The organism is Shewanella sp. (assembly GCF_047975355.1).
GTDB lineage: Bacteria > Pseudomonadota > Gammaproteobacteria > Enterobacterales > Shewanellaceae > Shewanella.
This window is the reverse complement of the sequence record NZ_JBKEDJ010000081.1, coordinates 45604-63586: the sequence shown is the minus strand read 5'-3', so window position 1 is coordinate 63586 and position 17983 is coordinate 45604. Positions and strand designations below refer to the sequence as shown.

The following is a 17983-nucleotide window of genomic DNA, read 5'->3' as shown; positions in this document are numbered from 1 at the left end:
CATGGTGATAACTAGGGGGCAAAAAGTCTTTGAAAAACAAAAATTCCAACACCCTCTGGGAGATAAGTGGATGAGCAATGCGCCAGTCGATACCGGACGTCGCAGATTCCTGACAGCCGCAACCGCCGTAGTAGGTGGTGCTGGTGCCGTCGCTGTAGCGGTTCCTTTCATCAAGTCATGGAATCCGAGTGCCAAGGCGAAAGCTGCAGGTGCACCGGTCGAAGTAAATATCAGTAAAATTGAGCCAGGTCAGCTGATCCGTGTTGAATGGCGTGGAAAACCTGTATGGGTTGTCCGTCGCACAGAAGCGGTTATCAATGAACTGCCAACACACGACGATAAGTTAAGAGATCCAGCTTCTGCTGAAATGCAGCAACCTGAATATGCAACAAATCCTCTGCGTTCTATTAAGCCAGAGTATTTTATTGCCGTCGGTATTTGTACCCATTTAGGATGTTCACCTACTTATTTGCCAGATTCATTTGCTGAGCAAGTTCAAGGTGTGACTTCTGGTTTCTTCTGTCCATGTCATGGTTCTAAGTTCGATATGGCGGGCCGCGTATTCCAAGGCGTTCCAGCTCCATTGAACCTAGTTATTCCTCCACATCAATACGTTGATGATGGCACCGTTATCATCGGTGTAGATAAAGGAGTGGCGTAATGGTTAAGAATTTAATTAATTGGATCGATGCGCGTATCCCAATGACGGCGACTTATAACCGTCACGTGGGTCAGTATGCGACGCCAACTAACTTTAACTTTTGGTACTTCTTCGGTTCATTAGCCATGTTGGTATTGGTTAACCAATTACTGACGGGTATCTGGTTGACCATGAACTATGTACCAACAGCAGAAGGTGCTTTCGCCTCTGTTGAATACATCATGCGTGATGTAGAGTACGGCTGGTTATTGCGTTATATGCACTCAACCGGTGCGTCTGCATTCTTCGTGGTGATCTACTTACATATGTTCCGTGGTCTGATTTACGGTTCATATCAAAAGCCTAGAGAACTGCTGTGGCTATTCGGTATGTTGATTTTCCTCGTGCTGATGGCTGAAGCCTTTATGGGTTACTTGCTACCATGGGGACAAATGTCTTACTGGGGCGCGCAAGTAATTATTTCTCTGTTCGGTGCTATCCCTGTTATTGGTGATGACTTAACCCTGTGGATCCGTGGTGACTACGTGATCTCTGGCGCGACCCTGAACCGTTTCTTCGCTCTGCACGTTATCGCACTGCCATTAGTGTTAGTGGTTTTAGTGTTCCTACACTTAATCGCGCTGCACGAAGTGGGTTCAAACAACCCAGACGGTATCGAAATCAAGAAGAACAAAGACGAGAATGGCTGGCCAGTTGATGGTATTCCATTCCACCCATACTACACAGTTAAAGATATTATGGGCGTTGCGGGCTTCCTGATCGTGTTCTGTTACGTTCTGTTCTTCATCCCTGAAGGCGGCGGTTACTTCCTTGAGAAGCCAAACTTTGAAGCGGCTAACCCAATGAAGACACCAGAGCACATTGCACCTGTATGGTACTTCACTCCTTTCTACGCCATCTTACGTGCCGTTCCCGATAAATTGGGCGGTGTGGTAATGATGGGTCTGTCGATTGCAGTACTGTTCGTATTGCCTTGGTTAGACCGTTGTAAAGTGAAGTCAATTCGCTACCGCAGCACGCTGCACAAGTTGAACATTGCTCAGTTCGCAGTATCTTTCATCGTCTTAGGTTACTTAGGCGCTGTACCTGCAACACCAGAGCTGACTATTGTTGCACGTATCTTCACTGTGACGTATTTCGGCTACTTCTTATTACTGTGGTTATACAGCAAAAATGAGAAAACTAAGCCTGTTCCAGCGAGGTTGACACACTAATGAAAAAATTACTGATTGCATTAGTTACATTGATCCCGACGCTGGCGATGGCCGCGAGTGGACATAATGTACATTTAGAAAAAGCCAATGTTGATCTGCATGATAAGGCTTCTTTAGAGCGTGGTCTGGACATGTTCCAACACTATTGCTCTGGTTGTCACAGCACTCAGTATCAACGCTATGAGCGTGTGGCGAACGATATCGGTATTTCAGCCGATGATATGCGTAGCAAGTACATATTTACCGATGCCAAAATCGGTGAGCTGATGCAGAACGCGATTCCACACAAAGATGCAGCTAAATGGTTTGGTGCAACACCACCTGACTTAACCTTAGTAGCGCGTGTTCGTGGCGAAGACTGGGTGTATTCATACCTCAAAGGCTTCTACAAAGACCCAAGCCGTCCATTCGGCGTAAACAACACTGTCTTCCCATCTGTGGGTATGCCACACGTTCTTGAAGAACTGCAAGGTACACCTGTTAAGCAAGAAGATGGCACTATTGTGGTCTCTGGTGGTAAGTTAAACGCAGAAGAGTATGACCAAGCGGTACGTGATATCACTGGCTTCTTAGTCTATTCGGCTGAACCTGTTAAGTTAGAGCGTCAGGCTCTAGGTTGGTGGGTGCTCGGATTCCTGTTTATCTTCTTTATTGTGGCCTACCTCTTGAAGAAAGAGTACTGGAAAGATGTACACTAGGCACCAATAACGGGTAAAATATAGTATCCGCATAGTGTAAACGGGGGGCTTTGCCCCTCGTTTACTTTTGTTTTATTTCGACTCTGGAGGGTATCAATGGCTGTTGCTGCCAACAAACGCTCTGTCATGACACTGTTTTCAGGTGCTGATGATCTGTATAGCCATCAAGTGCGTATCGTGTTAGCTGAGAAAGGGGTTACTGTTGATGTTTTACAGGTCGACCCAAACGAAATGCCTGAAGATTTACTTGAAGTAAATCCTTATAACTCAGTGCCAACCTTGTTAGATCGTGAACTCGTTCTGTATGAATCACGTATCATCATGGAATACTTGGATGAGCGTTTCCCTCATCCGCCGTTGATGCCTGTTTACCCAGTATCTCGCGGCCAAAGCCGTTTGATGATGCACCGCATCGATACTGACTGGTACTCACTCGTTGACCGTATTCGCAAAGGCGACCGCGCCGAAGCGGCCCGTAAAGAACTGACTGAAAGTTTACTTTCAATCGCACCAGTATTTGGTGAAATGCCTTACTTTATGAGCGAAGAATTCGGTTTAGCGGATTGCTACCTCGGCCCATTATTATGGCGTTTACCTGTATTAGGTATCGAGTTAGACAGCCGTGTAGCGAAAGACATCAAAGCTTACATGACACGTATTTTCGAGCGTGAATCATTTAAAGCTTCGTTGACTGAAGCTGAACGCGAAATGCGCATGGGAATGTAATGAAAGCGTTGACTCCAAATCGTCCTTATTTACTCAGGGCTTACTACGATTGGTTGATGGACAACCAATTAACGCCTCACGTTGTCGTGGATGCCTTTGTGAAAGGCACCCAAGTACCACAGCAGTACGTGAAGGATGGCCAGATCGTATTAAATATCGCGGCCAGCGCGGTGGGCAATTTGCAAATTGGTAATGAATTTGTGGAGTTCAATGCGCGTTTCGGTGGTGTACCTCAACAGGTATTATTGCCAATGGCCTCGATTGTGGCCATTTACGCCCGTGAAAATGGTGCAGGGACTGTCTTCGATATTGAAGATGCGTACTTAGTCGAAGAGGAAGCCGAATCGACTTTGTCCGTTATCGAGACAAACGAGAAGCCAACCGAACCAACGGATGAGCCTCCTAAGCGTCGCAGTCATTTAACCTTAGTAAAATAGGTTACTTGCACCCTGTTCTATACTCTTGAAAGCCAGTCTATTGACTGGCTTTTTTATTGGATAAAGGTTTAATCCGCGCAAAGGCCTGTGGTAGCATTTGCGCCGCATTTCAGCCGTGGAATGCATCGACTTACCATTTGAGCCAATGGATTTTGTATGTTGCTAATGATCGACAATTACGACTCTTTCACCTTTAACTTAGTGCAGTATTTTCAGCAGTTAGGGCAAGAGATCGTGGTTAAACGCAATGATGAAATCAGCTTAGCGGAAATCGAGGCGCTGGCACCGAGCCATTTAGTTATCTCTCCTGGCCCTTGTTCCCCCAATGAAGCGGGGATTTCCCTTGCTGCGATTGAGCATTTTGCAACCCGCTTACCGATCCTTGGTGTGTGTTTAGGGCATCAGGCTATGGCGCAGGTGTTTGGTGCCAAGGTTGTACGAGCGCAGCGGGTGATGCATGGTAAAGTCAGTGCGATTACTCATACTGGCGAGTGCCTGTTTAAAGGGTTAAATCAGCCATTAACTGTAACCCGATACCATTCACTGTTGGTCGATGCTGTCCCAGAGGGATTTGTGTTGGACGCTTGGTTTGACGACCCTATCCATGGTCGCGAAATCATGGCCATGAGTCATAAAGAGTTCCCACTCTTTGGTGTGCAATTTCACCCTGAGTCGATTCTTACCGAGCAAGGCCATGAATTGTTGGCAAACTTCTTATCCCAATCGGCTTAGATTGAATCCAAAAGATCGATTCAGCTCTAATCTTTGTTACAAGATTTCTCCTCCTTTTAAGCAAATATGTCGCCTAAGTGTGATATAACTGCCGCAAAACTACGCCTGCCCACTCGCTTTAGATTCTACTCCATAGTGTAGCTAGGGCCGCGATAACAATAAAAGGAAGGATAAATGAACAGCGTAATGCGAAATTTGGGTTTAAGTGCGTTAGCCGTTTCGGTATTGACGAGTTGCGCCGCCACCTCAACTGAAACGGCGACTTCCGCGACCACTCCACAGGCTTATCAAGTTCCGTTAGCTCAGCCTCCCCAAGTTTTACAACCGCTCACGCTGAATCAAATTATGGCGAACCCCGATTGGATGGGGATTTTCGCTAAGGAAGCCTACTGGAGTGATGACAGCCAGAGCGTTTTCTTTGCCCGTCAACCTAGCGCGTCGCCGCTACGCAATTATTATCAGCAGGGCATTAATGACAGCCGCGCCGTTGAACTGGCCATCGATAAACTACACGCGGCGGACCAACAGTTTGGCGTGTTAGACAATGCTAAGGCCAACAAGGCGTATCTCTATCAAGGCAATATTTTTGTTAAGCATTTAAGCTCTGGCAAAATCACCCAGCTTACCCGCCAGCGCACGGCGATCAGTGGCCTGCGTTACCTCAACAATGGCGATATCGCCTATTGGCAAGGGGATAATGTTTTCCAAATCCATCAGGACAGTGGATTAGTGGAGCAGTTGGCTGAAATCAAAATGGCGAAAGCGCCCGAGGGCGTGAAAGAGCCGAGCAGCTACTTAGCCAAGCAGCAGCACAGACTCATTCAATATGTGGCGTTGCAGCAAGAAAATGCTAAAGCCAAAGAACAGTTTAAGAACGAATTGCAAAAGAGCGATCCGACCCTCGCCGCCAACACTTGGTATCTCGGTGATGCCGAGGTGGTGTCCGAACTGAGTCTGTCGCCAGACGGTCGCTATCTGTTTGTGGCCCTAACCGATAAAAACTACACCGGCAGCAGTGAACACGACATCATGCCAAACTACCTCGGTAGCGAAGGCTATATCGATCCAGTGCCAGTCCGCGCCCGTGTTGCAGAAGATACGCCGCCTGGCCAACGCTTTGTGGTGCTCGATCTAAATGAGCATAAACAGATTGATGTGACTATCGAAGGCCTAACAGGCTTCGATGAGGACGTTTTAGCTAAGGTGAAGAGTGAAAACGCCAAGGCAAAAGGTGAGTCGTATCAAAGTACTAAGGCACCTCGTAAAATCCAGTTGATGCAGGATTGGGGCTGGACTCAAAGCGCGATTCAATGGCATGAGTCTGAGGACAAGCTGGCGGTGATGGTCGAAGCGACCGATAACAAAGACCGCTGGATTGCCAGTGTCGATCTGGCAAAGGGCAAGTTTATCACCGAGCATCGCCTCCATGATGATGCCTGGGTGAACTACGACTATAACCAATTTGGCTGGTTACCAGGAACAGACACACTTTACTATCTCTCTGAAGAAACAGGCTATTCCCAGCTTTATATCAAGCCCCGTGGCGAAAAGCCCCGCGCCTTGACTCAAGGTAAGTTTGTGGTGAGCGATATTACTCTCTCGCCCGATGCAAACTACATCTACTACAAGGCTAACCAAAGTCACCCCGGTATTTACAACGTTCACCGTGTGAATATCGCCTCGGGCAAAAATGAGCAATTAACCCAGTGGGACGGTAATTTAGATTACAGCTTAAGCCCCGATGGCACTAAGTTGCTGCTGAATGCCTCTCGCCGAACTCAACCGAATGAGCTTTATGTTCAGCCGATTGGCGGTGAGTTAAAACAGCTCACGTCATACACCAGCGATGCCTTTAAGCAATATCCATGGCAAGCGCCCGAAGTGGTTGCAGTCCCTTCTAACCATGGCGCTGGCCAAGTATATGCGCGGGTTTATTTGCCGCAGGGTTATGACAAATCCCGCGCCGAGAAATACCCCGCCGTTATCTTCAACCATGGTGCGGGCTACTTACAGAATGCCGATTATGGTTTCAGTGGTTACTTCCGTGAGTTTATGTTCCACAACCTACTGACTCAACAAGGTTATGTGGTGATGGACATGGATTACCGTGGTTCTAAAGGTTATGGCCGCGACTGGCGCACGGCGATTTATCGCAACATGGGTCACCCTGAAGTTGAAGACTTAAAAGACGGTATAACTTGGATGGGCCAAAATGCCAACGTGGATATTAAGCGCGTCGGTACCTATGGCGGTTCTTACGGCGGCTTCTTAACCTTTATGTCCTTGTTTACTGAGCCGGAATTATTCCAAGCAGGCGCAGCACTGCGTCCTGTGGCGGATTGGGCACATTACAACGCGCCTTACACCTCCAACATCTTAAACACACCGGATGTTGACCCTATCGCGTATGAGCGTAGCTCGCCCATCGAGCATGCCCAAGGTTTGACTAAGCCATTACTGATCATGAGTGGCGTGATGGATGACAACGTGTTCTTCCAAGATAGCGTGCGTATGGTGCAGCACCTTATCGAGCTGGAAAAACCTATGTTCGAAACCGCGATTTATCCGGTTGAGCCTCACGGCTTCCGTCAGCCATCGAGCTGGTTGGACGAATATCGCCGTATTTATAAGCTGTTTGAACAAGAGCTTAAGTAAATTGCGCGATAATATGAAGGCCTCAATATGAGGCCTTTTTGTTGCGCGGATTTCGGCGGCTGTGAATCTAATCAGGGCTGTAAAATAGTCACCCGTTTGCTTATTGCCAAGATGTAACCTATATGCTGAAATTGTCATGTTTTTAACGATTTTAGCGTATGCGCGCCACTTAGCACGGGCGAAATAGGAAAGATAAACTGTGGCGATATCGGTAGCGGGCGGCGTTAGACCCGGCAAAATTATAGAGATAGAACATAGGCTCTATCAGCAACTGATCCTCGGTAAGCAAAAGGCCGGCCCTACTTTATTGGATGATTTAGACCGAGAGCTTGAGGCCGATGCCAATAAACTCGATGTCGAGCGAGAGGCGATTCTGTCGCGACTTCTCAAACAAATTCAGGCCCGTGAAGTTTTTGAGGCCATCTCAAAGCAACTCACCGAAACGGTCAATAACGGCATTGAACATCAATTGGCATCCCCAGAGTTAGTGCTGGCGAAGTCGGATATTAACGAGTCACAGATCCTGTTGCTCGAGCTGTTGCTGGCAAAAAACCTCGATGCGACCCGGTTAAGACCTTTAATCAGTAATTTAAGCTGGTTATGCCGCGATTTAACCAATATGGTCAATAGTCCTGCATTTCGGGCGCGCCGCCCGCAGAGCTCTGATGTGCGCGTCACTGATATCAAATTAGTGATGAATTACATTGGCATCGAAAACCTGCGCACTATTATTCCTTACTTTTGCCTGCGTAATTGGCTGCCCAGTGGCAACGCTAAGTTACTCTGGACCACCCGTAAGTTGTGGCGCTATAGCATCGTCAGCGGAATAGCCGCGAATGCGTTAGCGCAGCTTCATAATACTGACTCAGCCCTAGTTTATAGTGGCGCATTATTGAATCAGTTAGGCACCTCGGTTGTGCTGAGTCTCAGTGCTCGCTTATTCGATAAAACTTGGGGCAATTGGATCCGCGAGGCCAGCTCGAGTCGCGATAAAGAAGTGTATGATGCGGTTATTGCCACTGAGTTTCCGGCCAAGGCGGTATTTGAACAAGTGCTGAGCCATGGGCATAAGCTTAATTGGCAGCTATTAGAGTTACTTAAGTTTGAACAGAGTCCGTTAACTCAATTGCTTAAAGAGTTGGATCAAACCTTAACTTACCGCGAACTCTCTATGCCGGCCGCATTAGTGGCACGGGCGAATTGTTATGCTAAGGTGCTGTTACTCGAAGAGATGCGCCAAATCGAACCTCAGGAGAGACGTCTGATGTTCGATTATTACGAGTTGAGCGAACAGGAAGTACTGCGCCTAAAAGCACAGAATTATCGGAAGTTGGATCTGCTGTGATCTGCACGCCGTTCCCATCGGTGTCCAATTGCGGCACTGATGTGGAGGACGGGAAATGCCAAGCTGGCAAGCATCTGTATTAAATACTATTTTATCTTATGTGGCACGGCCATCCATCAGCCGAGGTAAGGCCAAACTCCCCCTAAATCAAGTGCGGCAACGCTTATTAGAGCTGGATAAGCGCTGGCTGCCGTGGCCCGAAAAACTCGTTACTGCCTCGATTCCCTTACAACATTCCACTCTGTTGCATTATGTGCAGCTTAATGACACGCCGCGTTTAGGCAATCTGTTTTACATTCGTGGCGGTGGATTCTGTTTTAAAACCCCCCATGCCCACGCAAGACTGGTGGCCGATATCAGTGAGCGTTGTCAGTTGGATACTTTTATACCGGATTATCGTTTAGCGCCGGAACATCCGTTTCCTGCCCCCTGTGATGATGTGCTCGAGGCTTACCTGCACTTAATTGAGCTTAAGGGGAGCGACAATTTGGTGTTGATGGGCGATTCTGCTGGGGGCAATTTAGCCTTAAGTCTGTTGCTCGAACTTAAAAGGCAGCATCTGCCCATGCCTAAAGTGTGTGTGTTGTTATCACCTGCGCTCGATTTGGCGATTACTGGCGATACTGAGCTGATTTTGGGGGCGGACGATCCGTTTTTTACCATTGAATCCCTGCTACGGTTGCGCGGAGCTTATCTTGCGGGTGCTAATCCCATGTCTGAACGGGTTTCGCCTTTACAGGGGAACCTAGCTGATCTGCCGCCACTCTTAGTGATTGCTGGTACACGCGAGTTGCTTTTACAGGACTCAGAACGACTGGTTATGCAAGTTAAGGCTTGTGGTGGCACTGTCGAATCGCGTTTTTATCACAACATGCCCCATGTTTTTCCTTTGTTTCACCTGCTGCCAGAAGCGCTTGAGGCGAGGGAACAAATTGCGGATTTTGTGCTTTCGAATCTGATTCGTTAAAAATGTGTAGTTATTCATATTCAGTGAATAGCTAGCAAAAATAGGGGTAAATAACTTTTTTTCTGACTAAATATGCTAAAGCCCTCTTGCTTAAACGCTTGTATAGTTCTTAAACTGCAATCTTTATGCACTTTGACCTCAAGCATGGCGAATGTTGTTTGTGAAAAACTGGTATTTTGATCACAATTTCGCTAATAATGGCTATTAGTCGACACAAGCATACCCTGTATCACTAACTCAAGATAAAGATACGTTGGGGACTCAGACGGCTCCCGAGGCCGTTACATTTAAACAAAGGATGAAGAAGAATGAGCGTTGATATGAAGTTGAATCGTGCCCAGTTTGATGCGGTTATGGTGCCTAACTATGCGCCAGCTGCAGTGATCCCAGTACGTGGCGAAGGAAGCCGAGTATGGGATCAAGAGGGTAACGAGTTTATCGATTTTGCCGGCGGTATCGCGGTAAATTGCTTAGGTCACTGTCATCCAGCCTTAGTGAATGCCTTAAAAACTCAAGGCGAAAAATTATGGCACCTTTCTAACGTAATGACCAACGAGCCAGCACTTGAGCTTGCCACTAAGTTGGTTAACAGCACTTTTGCTGAGCGTGTGTATTTTGCCAACTCAGGCGCCGAAGCCAACGAAGCGGCACTGAAATTAGCCCGTCGTTACGCCTTAGAAAAATACGGCGTAGAGAAAGATGAAATCATCGCTTTCGATAAAGCCTTCCACGGTCGTACTTTCTTCACCGTGAGCGTCGGTGGCCAAGCGGCTTATTCCGATGGTTTTGGTCCTAAGCCACAGAGCATTACTCACCTGCCATTTAACGACGTTGCCGCATTAGAAGCGGCCGTATCGGATAAAACCTGCGCCATTATGCTTGAGCCACTGCAGGGTGAGGGCGGTATTATCGATGCCGATCCTGCATTCTTAAAAGCAGTTCGCGAACTGGCCAACAAGCACAATGCACTGGTGATTTTCGACGAAGTACAAACTGGTGTCGGCCGTACTGGCGAACTCTACGCTTACATGGGTACTGACATAGTGCCGGATATTCTGACCACGGCTAAAGCGCTGGGCGGCGGTTTTCCGATCGCCGCTATGTTGACTACCGCTGAAATTGCTGAGCACCTGAAAGTGGGTACTCACGGTTCAACCTATGGCGGTAACCCATTAGCTTGTGCTATCGGCAATGCGGTATTAGATGTCGTTAACACGCCAGAAGTATTGAACGGTGTGAAACATCGCGAGCAGTTATTACGCGATGGTCTGAACAAAATTAATGAAAAATATCATGTTTTCTCTGAAATTCGCGGTAAAGGCTTGCTGTTAGGAGCAGTTCTAAATGAACAGTACCAAGGTCGTTCACGTGACTTTTTAGTGGCGTCTGTGGCTGAAGGCTTAATGAGCCTAATGGCGGGTGCCAACGTGGTACGTTTTGCTCCTTCACTGGTGATCCCTGAGGCAGATATTGCAGAAGGCCTAGCACGCTTTGAGCGTGCTGTGGCGAGCATCGCTGCTGCCTAAGCGACCAAAGGAGTGCTGAATCTTATTCGCACTCCTTTTTTGTCAGGGAATACTTGCGTGCATCCATCCTGTCTTTTTCAAGATAGGCGGCTTGTTGCACAGCAAGCTTAAGTGAGGAGACACTAAGATGTTAATCATACGTCCTATTCAGGCAGGCGATTTTGAATCTCTATATCAAATCGCCGAAGAGTCTGGCCATGGCTTTACCTCATTGCCAGTCAATGCCGATTTGCTTAGGCATAAAATTGCCCGTGCAGAAGCCTCATTCGTTAAGGTGATTGATAAGCCCTTCGATGAAGGCTATTTGATGGTGCTCGAGGATACCGCGACCCGCGAAGTGGTCGGCACCTGTGCCATTGAAGCTGCCGTGGGCATGGAAGATGCCTTCTACCACTATCGCCTCGGTACTGAGGTGTATCATTCTGAGCAAATTGAAGTTCGCAACGAGGTGGAAACCTTAACCCTCTGCCACGATTACACTGGCGCCGCCGAGCTATGTACCCTATTTTTGCGCGAAGGTTATCGCAAGGGAAACAATGGCCGCATGTTGTCCCGCAGCCGTTTTCTATTTTTGGCGCAGCACGCTAAACGTTTCGGCGAGACAGTGATTGCCGAAATGCGTGGCGTGAGCGATGCCGATGGCAATTCTCCCTTTTACTGCTGGTTGCAGAAAAACTTCTTAGGCATTGATTTTGTTCAGGCAGATTACCTGTCGGGTCTAGGCAAAAAAGCCTTTATGGCGGAGATGATGCCCCGTAACCCTGTGTATGTTTGCCTGCTGCCGGAAGAAGCGCAAAAAGTGATTGGCGAAGTTCACACCAATACGCGTCCTGCCTTGAGTCTGCTGCAGGCCGAAGGCTTTAGATGCCGCGGTTATGTGGATATTTTCGATGGCGGTCCAACGGTGGAATGCCGTCTAACGGATATCCGCGCTGTGCGTGAGAGCCGCTTACTGACCGTGGATATTGGTGAAATGCCTGAATCCGATAAGCAATTTATTGTCTCTAACACTCAATTAGCCAATTACCGTGCGACCTCCGCTTGTCTTGCTGTCGATGACAAAACTGAGCAGGTGGTAATTAGTCCAGAACTCGCCGAGGGTTTGTTACTCGCAAAAGGCGATCAAATCCGTATTTTGGCAATGTAGGAATAGCAAATGACACATTTTATTAAAGGCCAGTGGCAAGCTGGCAAAGGTCATGATGTGACCTCTAGCAACCCAGCAAATGGCGAAATCATTTGGCGCGGCCAAACAGCGACGGCCGAGCAAGTTAACGCCGCCGTCGATGCCGCCCGTGAAGCTCAGTTCGATTGGTTTATGTTAGGTTTTGATGCGCGTTTAAAGGTAGTCGAAGCCTATCGTAGCCAACTCGAAGCGAACAAAGCCGAATTAGCCGAAACGATCGCTCAGGAAACGGGTAAACCTCAATGGGAAACGGCGACAGAAGTCGCTGCCATGATTGGTAAGATTGGCCTGTCGGCCACAGCTTACAACAAGCGTACTGGCACTGAGGCCAATGATACGCCTGCAGGGCGCGCGGTACTGCGCCATAAGCCCCACGGTGTGGTTGCTGTGTTTGGGCCTTATAACTTCCCAGGGCATTTACCCAATGGTCATATAGTGCCAGCGCTGCTCGCGGGCAATACCGTGGTGTTTAAGCCCTCAGAATTGACCCCAAAGGTTGCCGAATTAATGGTCTCTCTATGGGAAAAGGCGGGTCTGCCTGCGGGTGTTATCAACTTAGTACAAGGTGAAGTCGACACGGGTAAGGCGCTGGCGTCGCATCCACAACTCGACGGCCTGTTCTTTACCGGCAGCTCTCGCACTGGCCACCTGTTGCATCAGCAATATGCGGGTCATCCGGGTAAGATCCTCGCCTTAGAAATGGGCGGTAATAATCCGCTGATTATTAAAGGTGTCGCCGATATTAAAGCGGCGGTACACGATATTCTGCAATCGGCCTATATTTCATCTGGCCAGCGTTGTACCTGTGCCCGCAGGCTCTATGTTGAGCAAGGCGAGCAGGGCGATGCCTTAGTAGCCAAGCTAGTTGAGGCGGTGAAGCAGATTAAAGTCGGTCCTTGGAACGCACAGCCACAGCCATTTATGGGCTCAATGATTTCCGAAGGCGCAGCGAAAGGTATGGTCGCGGCGCAGGCTAACTTGCTGAACTTAGGCGGTGTGTCGCTGGTTGAACTCACCCATCTGCAAGCGGGTACGGGCTTAGTATCGCCCGGACTTATCGATGTGACTGCGGTGAGCGAGTTACCCGATGAAGAATACTTCGGACCACTGCTGCAATTGGTACGCTACAGCGATTTTGACCAGGCTATTAAGCTTGCTAACCAAACCCGTTATGGTTTATCCGCAGGTATCTTGGCCGATAGCCGTGATGATTATGAGTATTTCCTCGCTCGGATCCGTGCCGGTATTGTGAACTGGAACAAGCAGATCACTGGTGCCTCGGGCGCTGCGCCCTTTGGCGGCGTAGGGGCTTCGGGTAACCACAGGGCGAGTGCATTTTATGCCGCCGATTACTGTGCTTATCCTGTTGCCTCGGTGGAGGCAGATGCGGTGAGCTTACCAGCAAGCTTAAGCCCAGGGTTAAGTTTAGAGTGACATCATTGAGGAAGAACCTAGGTTCTTCTTTTTTCATAACAAGCAGTAACGTTACTTGGGCTGCTACTGAGCGCCGTTGTGCAGCAAGTGGCTAGGGTCGTTACATTGAGTGCTAGCGGCAAAATAATACGCACTATAGTCGCAGCACAATAAAAGGAGTTTTTATGCACACAGATATCAATGCGTTATTTGCCGCTCTCTGGCAAGACTATATTCAAATGACCCCATCTGCGGCCAAGGTGCACGAACTACTCGGTCACGGCAAGCCGATTATCAACGACCATATCGCCCTGCGTACTTTTAACATCGCTAAGGTGAATTTAGCCGTATTGGCCGAGCACTTTACCTCTTTAGGTTATGTGGCTTGTGGTGATTATAAGTTTGAACAGAAAAAACTAGTGGCTAAGCATTTTGAGCACCCAGATGCCACTCAGCCTAAGGTGTTTATTTCTGAGTTATTGGTGGAAGAATTTAGCCCATCACTGCAAAGCACCATCCAAGGCTTGATTGCCCAAGTGGATGAGCAAGCGACTAAAGCGGATAACTTTATCTATTCGGGTCGCCATTGGTCACTGGATGCTAAGACTTATGAGACGCTGCTCGAAGAGAGCGAATATGCGGCTTGGGTTGCGGCCTTTGGTTACCGCGCCAACCATTTTACAGTCTCTATCAATCACCTCGAGGGCTTCGAGACATTAGAGTCTGTTAACGATGCGCTTAAGCAAGCGGGCTTTGTGCTGAATAGTTCAGGTGGCGAAATCAAAGGTTCGCCAGAGGTGTTACTGGAACAATCATCGACCATGGCAGATAAAATCGCAGTGGCATTTAGCGATGCAACAGTTGAGATCCCAAGCTGCTTCTATGAATTTGCCCTGCGTTATCCAAAGGCGAATGGCGAGCTGTACACAGGTTTCGTGGCCGCATCAGCCGATAAGATTTTTGAGAGCACCAACGCGAAAAAGGCCTAATTAAGGCGATTTGCTGACTCATCTCAAATAAAAACGTCATCGTTCGATGGCGTTTTTATTGGCGGCACTTAGAGCAATAGTTGGCTCGCTAAGCACTGGTTAGCTAAATACCAATTCAATACTGAGGCCAGATAAATGGCTACTGTGCTTAAACTTAAGCTCAATGCCATATTGTTCGGCAATCTCTTTCACTATCGATAACCCTAGGCCATGACCCATAACTGATTCATCGAGGCGTGTGCCCCTTTGGGTGAGTTTGTCGAGTTCGTCATCGGCAACGCCTGGGCCATCATCATCGATGCTAAGGCGGAGTTTGGTTTGCACCTTCCACAGTTTTACCGTGACTTGGCTGCCCGCCCATTTGAAGGCGTTATCGAGCAAATTACCTAAGAGTTCCATGCCATCTTCCCTATGGATGGGTAGGCGCTGGATGCTAGGGTCGAGTTCGAAGTCGCAGTTGATGCTTTTACTTCTATGCACTTTGTTGAGGGTATTGGCTAGGCTGTGTAGATCCCTTGGCACCACTAACTGGGCGGCAGGTAACATATCGCCAGTGATCCGCGCCGCCGCAAGCTTACGTTCGACCATTTTATGGATAGCGTCGAGCTGCTGTTGCAGCGCCATGGCGGTGTCGGGATCTTTAAGCCCTAAGGCTTCAACCTGTTGCTGCATTACCGCCAGTGGGGTTTTTAGCCCATGGCTTAAGTTGCCTAAGTTATTGCGACTACGCTCAATTTGCTTGGCGGTGTATTCCAATAACTCGTTGTAGGTCTTCGCCAGCGGTTGCACTTCAGGCGGAATGTTATTCAGCTCTAAGGCGTTAATCTCGCCTTCCTGCAGGCGGGAGAGCGCATGTTGGATCTGTTTTACCGGTTTAAAGGATTGGCGCAGGATCAAGAAGATCCCCGCGATCATGGCCACTAACATAGCGAGATTGATGCCAAGCTTAGTGCCATAGACCTCGCTAAACACCCGTCGGCCGATACTCAAGTCCTGCGCTACCGTTAGGGTGGCGGTAACATTGGCACTGCTGGAGTTTAAGCCTAGGGATAATAGTTGCATATCATTGTTTTTCGGCCCTTTTGCCTGCCAGACGCGGGTCTGATTTGGCGCCAAAGGCTCGATATCGAGCTGCATATCCCACAGGGAGCGGGAGCGGATGACTTCATTGGGCAGGTTAAGCTGGAAATAACGCCCCGAATAGGCGGGGCGGTAGAAACTCGACAATTGGCTCTGATCGATATTGATCTCCCCATTATTGATATGGGTCGCCAACATGATGTGCTCAAGATCTTCTTCTAAGCGGTTGATAATGGAGTCATGAAACGCTTGGCGCAGCATGGACTCAAACAATATGAGTCCAATCACTGTGCCTAACACTAATAAGCTCGTTAACCATAAACTGAGCTTAGTGCGAATGGAGATCATGCAGTCAGGCCGTGGAAGATGTAACCTTGGCCGCGGCGGGTTTCAATCGCGGTTTTGCCGAGTTTTTTACGCAGGTGAGTCACGTAAACTTCAACCACGTTACTCTCTTTCTCGTCATCAAACTGATAGAGCTTGTCCGTCAGTTGTGCCTTAGATAACAGCTTCTTAGGCGACATGAGGAAGATTTTTAACAGCCTGAACTCCATGGCGGTCAACTCATATAAATGTTCGCCAACGCTCACCGTCTGCTCGGCTTCATCTAAGGTGACGCCACCATAGCTCAACTGTTTACTGGGATTATTTAAGCGGCCGTGCGCGCGGTGGATAAGCGCTTGAATGCGTGCCAGTAATTCCTGTGCATGGAAAGGTTTACCTAAATAATCATCGGCGCCTGCATTAAAGCCCTCGACCTTTTCATGCCATTGGCTGCGGGCCGTTAGCATTATAACTGGTGTGCTAATGCCTTGATTACGCCAGCCTTCGAGTAATTCCAGTCCATTGCCGTCGGGGAGGCCAATATCTAAGATCACGCAGTCGTATTGGGTTTCTTTAACGAGGTAATCGGCTTCAAGCGCTTTGTCAGTAATATCGGTAACGTAGCCAGCCTGTTTGAGTTGTTTCTCCAGCTCGGAGACCAACATCGGATTATCTTCAACGAGTAGCAGTTTCATGTTTTCGACATTCGCTCGGTAGTGCGGTGGAGTGTTCGAGTTGACCATTGGTGGCATCAATACTCAGATTCACTATTTGGCCGCGTTGCACTTTGATTTGTAAATCATAGCGCCATTTATGATCTTCTTGATAGAGATGGGCGTCAATTAGTTCGCCTTGGCAAAATTGATTCACCACGGCAAGGGTGCCATTGAGGGATAAAATTTGCCCAGAATTGACTAAAGCCTTGGCTTGATAATGTTCTAATTCAATCGGTTCGGCGTGAATTATTGTTGGATGCACCAGCGTAAACAGACTGAAAAAACAGATAAAAAACAGCCGTTTCATTTATGCTCCCCAATAAAAAATGGCCTAGATTTTATGCTAGGCCACTTTAATGAAACAGGCTTAAATCAAGCTGAAGTCTATCTTAACGGGTACCATATACCACAATGGTTTTACCGTGTGCTTGGATCAAATTCTGCTCTTCAAGCATCTTTAAAATGCGACCCACAGTTTCGCGGGAGCAACCAACAATCTGACCAATTTCTTGGCGAGTGATCTTAATTTGCATACCGTCTGGGTGAGTCATTGCATCGGGCTGTTTAGCTAAGTGCAATAATGTCTGGGCAATGCGGCCAGCCACATCGAGGAAAGCTAAATTACCCACTTTTTGGCTAGTGCTCTGCAGGCGATACGCCATTTGAGCCGATAGCTTCATCAGAATTTCGGGGTTAACTTGGATTAATTGCTTGAACTTCTTGTAAGAGATTTCAGCAATTTCACATGCTTGTTTTGCACGAACCCAAGCAGTACGTTCAGCTTGTTCTTCGAACAATCCTAACTCACCGATAAAGTCGCCTTGATTAAGATAAGATAGGATCATCTCCTTACCTTCTTCATCTTTAATCAATACGGCCACAGAACCTTTTACTATGTAATAAAGGGTATCTGAGTCTTCACCAGCATGGATCAAGGTGCTTTTAGCGGGATACTTATGAATGTGACAGTGTGATAAAAACCATTCCAAAGTTGGGTCCGGTTTTGGCTTACCAATCAGAGCCATGTCGATGTTCCTCGATTGATTAAAACGAAAGTAAGAATATTCTAAATAAGCATTTTACGTCAATTACACCCATAAAAACTTGATATACATCTTAGTTTAGAATGAGTGAATGAATGCAATTAACCACCTAAAATTAGAGCTTATTTTGCTACTTTAGTGATATTAGTCAACTAAATCGGTATCAAACTCACTGGATTCACTTAACTCTGTAGAGTTAATCACATCTTATAAAGGCTTTTAAGTTTTTTTGTGAAGAAAATATCATCAATAGTGGCAAGTGAATTGGGTA

The 17983-nt window shown here is 47.8% G+C and carries 17 protein-coding genes; 13 read left to right on the top strand and 4 right to left on the bottom strand.

Annotated elements, in window-relative coordinates; translation table 11 throughout:
- Positions 1–70 precede the first annotated feature (70 nt).
- From petA to ACK5NH_RS18665, 13 genes are all read left to right on the top strand, one after another.
- Entirely contained in the window at positions 71–661 is a 591-nt protein-coding gene (petA, locus tag ACK5NH_RS18725) for a ubiquinol-cytochrome c reductase iron-sulfur subunit (protein WP_011621402.1), read from the top strand.
- Positions 661–1875, top strand: coding sequence for a cytochrome b (locus ACK5NH_RS18720; RefSeq protein WP_011715793.1), 1215 nt, complete (start codon positions 661–663; stop codon positions 1873–1875). The genes petA and ACK5NH_RS18720 overlap by 1 nt, the downstream gene beginning before the upstream one ends.
- Positions 1875–2573: a cytochrome c1 gene (locus tag ACK5NH_RS18715; RefSeq protein ID WP_416922518.1), complete on the top strand. Its 699-nt coding sequence runs from the start codon at positions 1875–1877 to the stop codon at positions 2571–2573. The genes ACK5NH_RS18720 and ACK5NH_RS18715 overlap by 1 nt, the downstream gene beginning before the upstream one ends.
- 96 nt (positions 2574–2669) lie before the next feature.
- A complete protein-coding gene (gene sspA / locus ACK5NH_RS18710) occupies positions 2670–3299 on the top strand; it encodes a stringent starvation protein SspA (RefSeq protein WP_011715795.1) in 630 nt (209 codons plus the stop codon).
- Complete coding sequence (locus ACK5NH_RS18705; protein WP_011715796.1) at positions 3299–3736, top strand: ClpXP protease specificity-enhancing factor; 438 nt, start codon at positions 3299–3301, stop codon at positions 3734–3736. Before sspA ends, ACK5NH_RS18705 begins: the two co-directional genes overlap by 1 nt.
- A 156-nt stretch (positions 3737–3892) precedes the next feature.
- Entirely contained in the window at positions 3893–4468 is a 576-nt protein-coding gene (locus ACK5NH_RS18700) for an anthranilate synthase component II (protein ID WP_416922515.1), read from the top strand.
- A 174-nt stretch (positions 4469–4642) separates the two neighbouring features.
- Positions 4643–7123, top strand: coding sequence for a S9 family peptidase (locus ACK5NH_RS18695; RefSeq protein ID WP_416922513.1), 2481 nt, complete (start codon positions 4643–4645; stop codon positions 7121–7123).
- 199 nt (positions 7124–7322) lie between these two features.
- A complete protein-coding gene (locus ACK5NH_RS18690; RefSeq protein ID WP_416922511.1) occupies positions 7323–8468 on the top strand; it encodes an HDOD domain-containing protein in 1146 nt (381 codons plus the stop codon).
- 55 nt (positions 8469–8523) lie between these two features.
- Positions 8524–9435 carry an alpha/beta hydrolase gene (locus tag ACK5NH_RS18685; RefSeq protein WP_416922509.1) on the top strand — a complete coding sequence of 304 codons (912 nt, stop codon included), beginning with the start codon at positions 8524–8526 and terminating at the stop codon, positions 9433–9435.
- Positions 9436–9743: 308 nt separating this feature from the next.
- Positions 9744–10961 carry an aspartate aminotransferase family protein gene (locus ACK5NH_RS18680; RefSeq protein ID WP_416922507.1) on the top strand — a complete coding sequence of 406 codons (1218 nt, stop codon included), beginning with the start codon at positions 9744–9746 and terminating at the stop codon, positions 10959–10961.
- Between the two features lie 127 nt (positions 10962–11088).
- Positions 11089–12108: an arginine N-succinyltransferase gene (gene astA / locus ACK5NH_RS18675; RefSeq protein WP_416922505.1), complete on the top strand. Its 1020-nt coding sequence runs from the start codon at positions 11089–11091 to the stop codon at positions 12106–12108.
- Between the two features lie 9 nt (positions 12109–12117).
- Positions 12118–13581 (top strand): succinylglutamate-semialdehyde dehydrogenase, encoded by a 1464-nt coding sequence (astD, locus tag ACK5NH_RS18670; protein ID WP_416922503.1) that lies wholly within the window; start codon positions 12118–12120, stop codon positions 13579–13581.
- Between the two features lie 164 nt (positions 13582–13745).
- Complete coding sequence (locus tag ACK5NH_RS18665; protein WP_416922501.1) at positions 13746–14549, top strand: DUF1338 domain-containing protein; 804 nt, start codon at positions 13746–13748, stop codon at positions 14547–14549.
- A 99-nt stretch (positions 14550–14648) separates the two neighbouring features.
- Here ACK5NH_RS18665 and ACK5NH_RS18660 read toward each other — a convergent pair whose 3' ends face one another.
- The 4 genes from ACK5NH_RS18660 to crp all read right to left on the bottom strand — a co-directional run bounded on the left by ACK5NH_RS18660 (position 14649) and on the right by crp (position 17694).
- Complete coding sequence (locus tag ACK5NH_RS18660) at positions 14649–15977, bottom strand: ATP-binding protein (protein ID WP_416922499.1); 1329 nt, start codon at positions 15975–15977, stop codon at positions 14649–14651.
- On the bottom strand, positions 15974–16648 hold the full coding sequence (locus ACK5NH_RS18655; protein ID WP_011715803.1) for a response regulator transcription factor: 675 nt from the start codon (positions 16646–16648) through the stop codon (positions 15974–15976). Before ACK5NH_RS18655 ends, ACK5NH_RS18660 begins: the two co-directional genes overlap by 4 nt.
- The gene (locus tag ACK5NH_RS18650) at positions 16629–16976 is read right to left on the bottom strand and encodes a PepSY domain-containing protein (RefSeq protein WP_011621417.1); all 348 of its coding nucleotides are present in this window, start codon (positions 16974–16976) and stop codon (positions 16629–16631) included. The genes ACK5NH_RS18655 and ACK5NH_RS18650 overlap by 20 nt, the downstream gene beginning before the upstream one ends.
- Positions 16977–17058: 82 nt before the next feature.
- A complete protein-coding gene (crp, locus tag ACK5NH_RS18645; protein ID WP_011070954.1) occupies positions 17059–17694 on the bottom strand; it encodes a cAMP-activated global transcriptional regulator CRP in 636 nt (211 codons plus the stop codon).
- Between the last annotated feature and the right edge of the window lie 289 nt (positions 17695–17983).

What these genes read in the sequence shown, in the direction of transcription:
- petA (WP_011621402.1), top strand. Translation starts at nt 71, where the DNA reads ATGAGCAATGCGCCAGTCGATACCGGACGTCGCAGATTCCTGACAGCC.
- ACK5NH_RS18720 (WP_011715793.1), top strand. Translation starts at nt 661, where the DNA reads ATGGTTAAGAATTTAATTAATTGGATCGATGCGCGTATCCCAATGACG.
- ACK5NH_RS18715 (WP_416922518.1), top strand. Translation starts at nt 1,875, where the DNA reads ATGAAAAAATTACTGATTGCATTAGTTACATTGATCCCGACGCTGGCG.
- sspA (WP_011715795.1), top strand. Translation starts at nt 2,670, where the DNA reads ATGGCTGTTGCTGCCAACAAACGCTCTGTCATGACACTGTTTTCAGGT.
- ACK5NH_RS18705 (WP_011715796.1), top strand. Translation starts at nt 3,299, where the DNA reads ATGAAAGCGTTGACTCCAAATCGTCCTTATTTACTCAGGGCTTACTAC.
- ACK5NH_RS18700 (WP_416922515.1), top strand. Translation starts at nt 3,893, where the DNA reads ATGTTGCTAATGATCGACAATTACGACTCTTTCACCTTTAACTTAGTG.
- ACK5NH_RS18695 (WP_416922513.1), top strand. Translation starts at nt 4,643, where the DNA reads ATGAACAGCGTAATGCGAAATTTGGGTTTAAGTGCGTTAGCCGTTTCG.
- ACK5NH_RS18685 (WP_416922509.1), top strand. Translation starts at nt 8,524, where the DNA reads ATGCCAAGCTGGCAAGCATCTGTATTAAATACTATTTTATCTTATGTG.
- ACK5NH_RS18680 (WP_416922507.1), top strand. Translation starts at nt 9,744, where the DNA reads ATGAGCGTTGATATGAAGTTGAATCGTGCCCAGTTTGATGCGGTTATG.
- astA (WP_416922505.1), top strand. Translation starts at nt 11,089, where the DNA reads ATGTTAATCATACGTCCTATTCAGGCAGGCGATTTTGAATCTCTATAT.
- astD (WP_416922503.1), top strand. Translation starts at nt 12,118, where the DNA reads ATGACACATTTTATTAAAGGCCAGTGGCAAGCTGGCAAAGGTCATGAT.
- ACK5NH_RS18665 (WP_416922501.1), top strand. Translation starts at nt 13,746, where the DNA reads ATGCACACAGATATCAATGCGTTATTTGCCGCTCTCTGGCAAGACTAT.
- ACK5NH_RS18660 (WP_416922499.1), bottom strand. Translation starts at nt 15,977, where the DNA reads ATGATCTCCATTCGCACTAAGCTCAGTTTATGGTTAACGAGCTTATTA.
- ACK5NH_RS18655 (WP_011715803.1), bottom strand. Translation starts at nt 16,648, where the DNA reads ATGAAACTGCTACTCGTTGAAGATAATCCGATGTTGGTCTCCGAGCTG.
- ACK5NH_RS18650 (WP_011621417.1), bottom strand. Translation starts at nt 16,976, where the DNA reads ATGAAACGGCTGTTTTTTATCTGTTTTTTCAGTCTGTTTACGCTGGTG.
- crp (WP_011070954.1), bottom strand. Translation starts at nt 17,694, where the DNA reads ATGGCTCTGATTGGTAAGCCAAAACCGGACCCAACTTTGGAATGGTTT.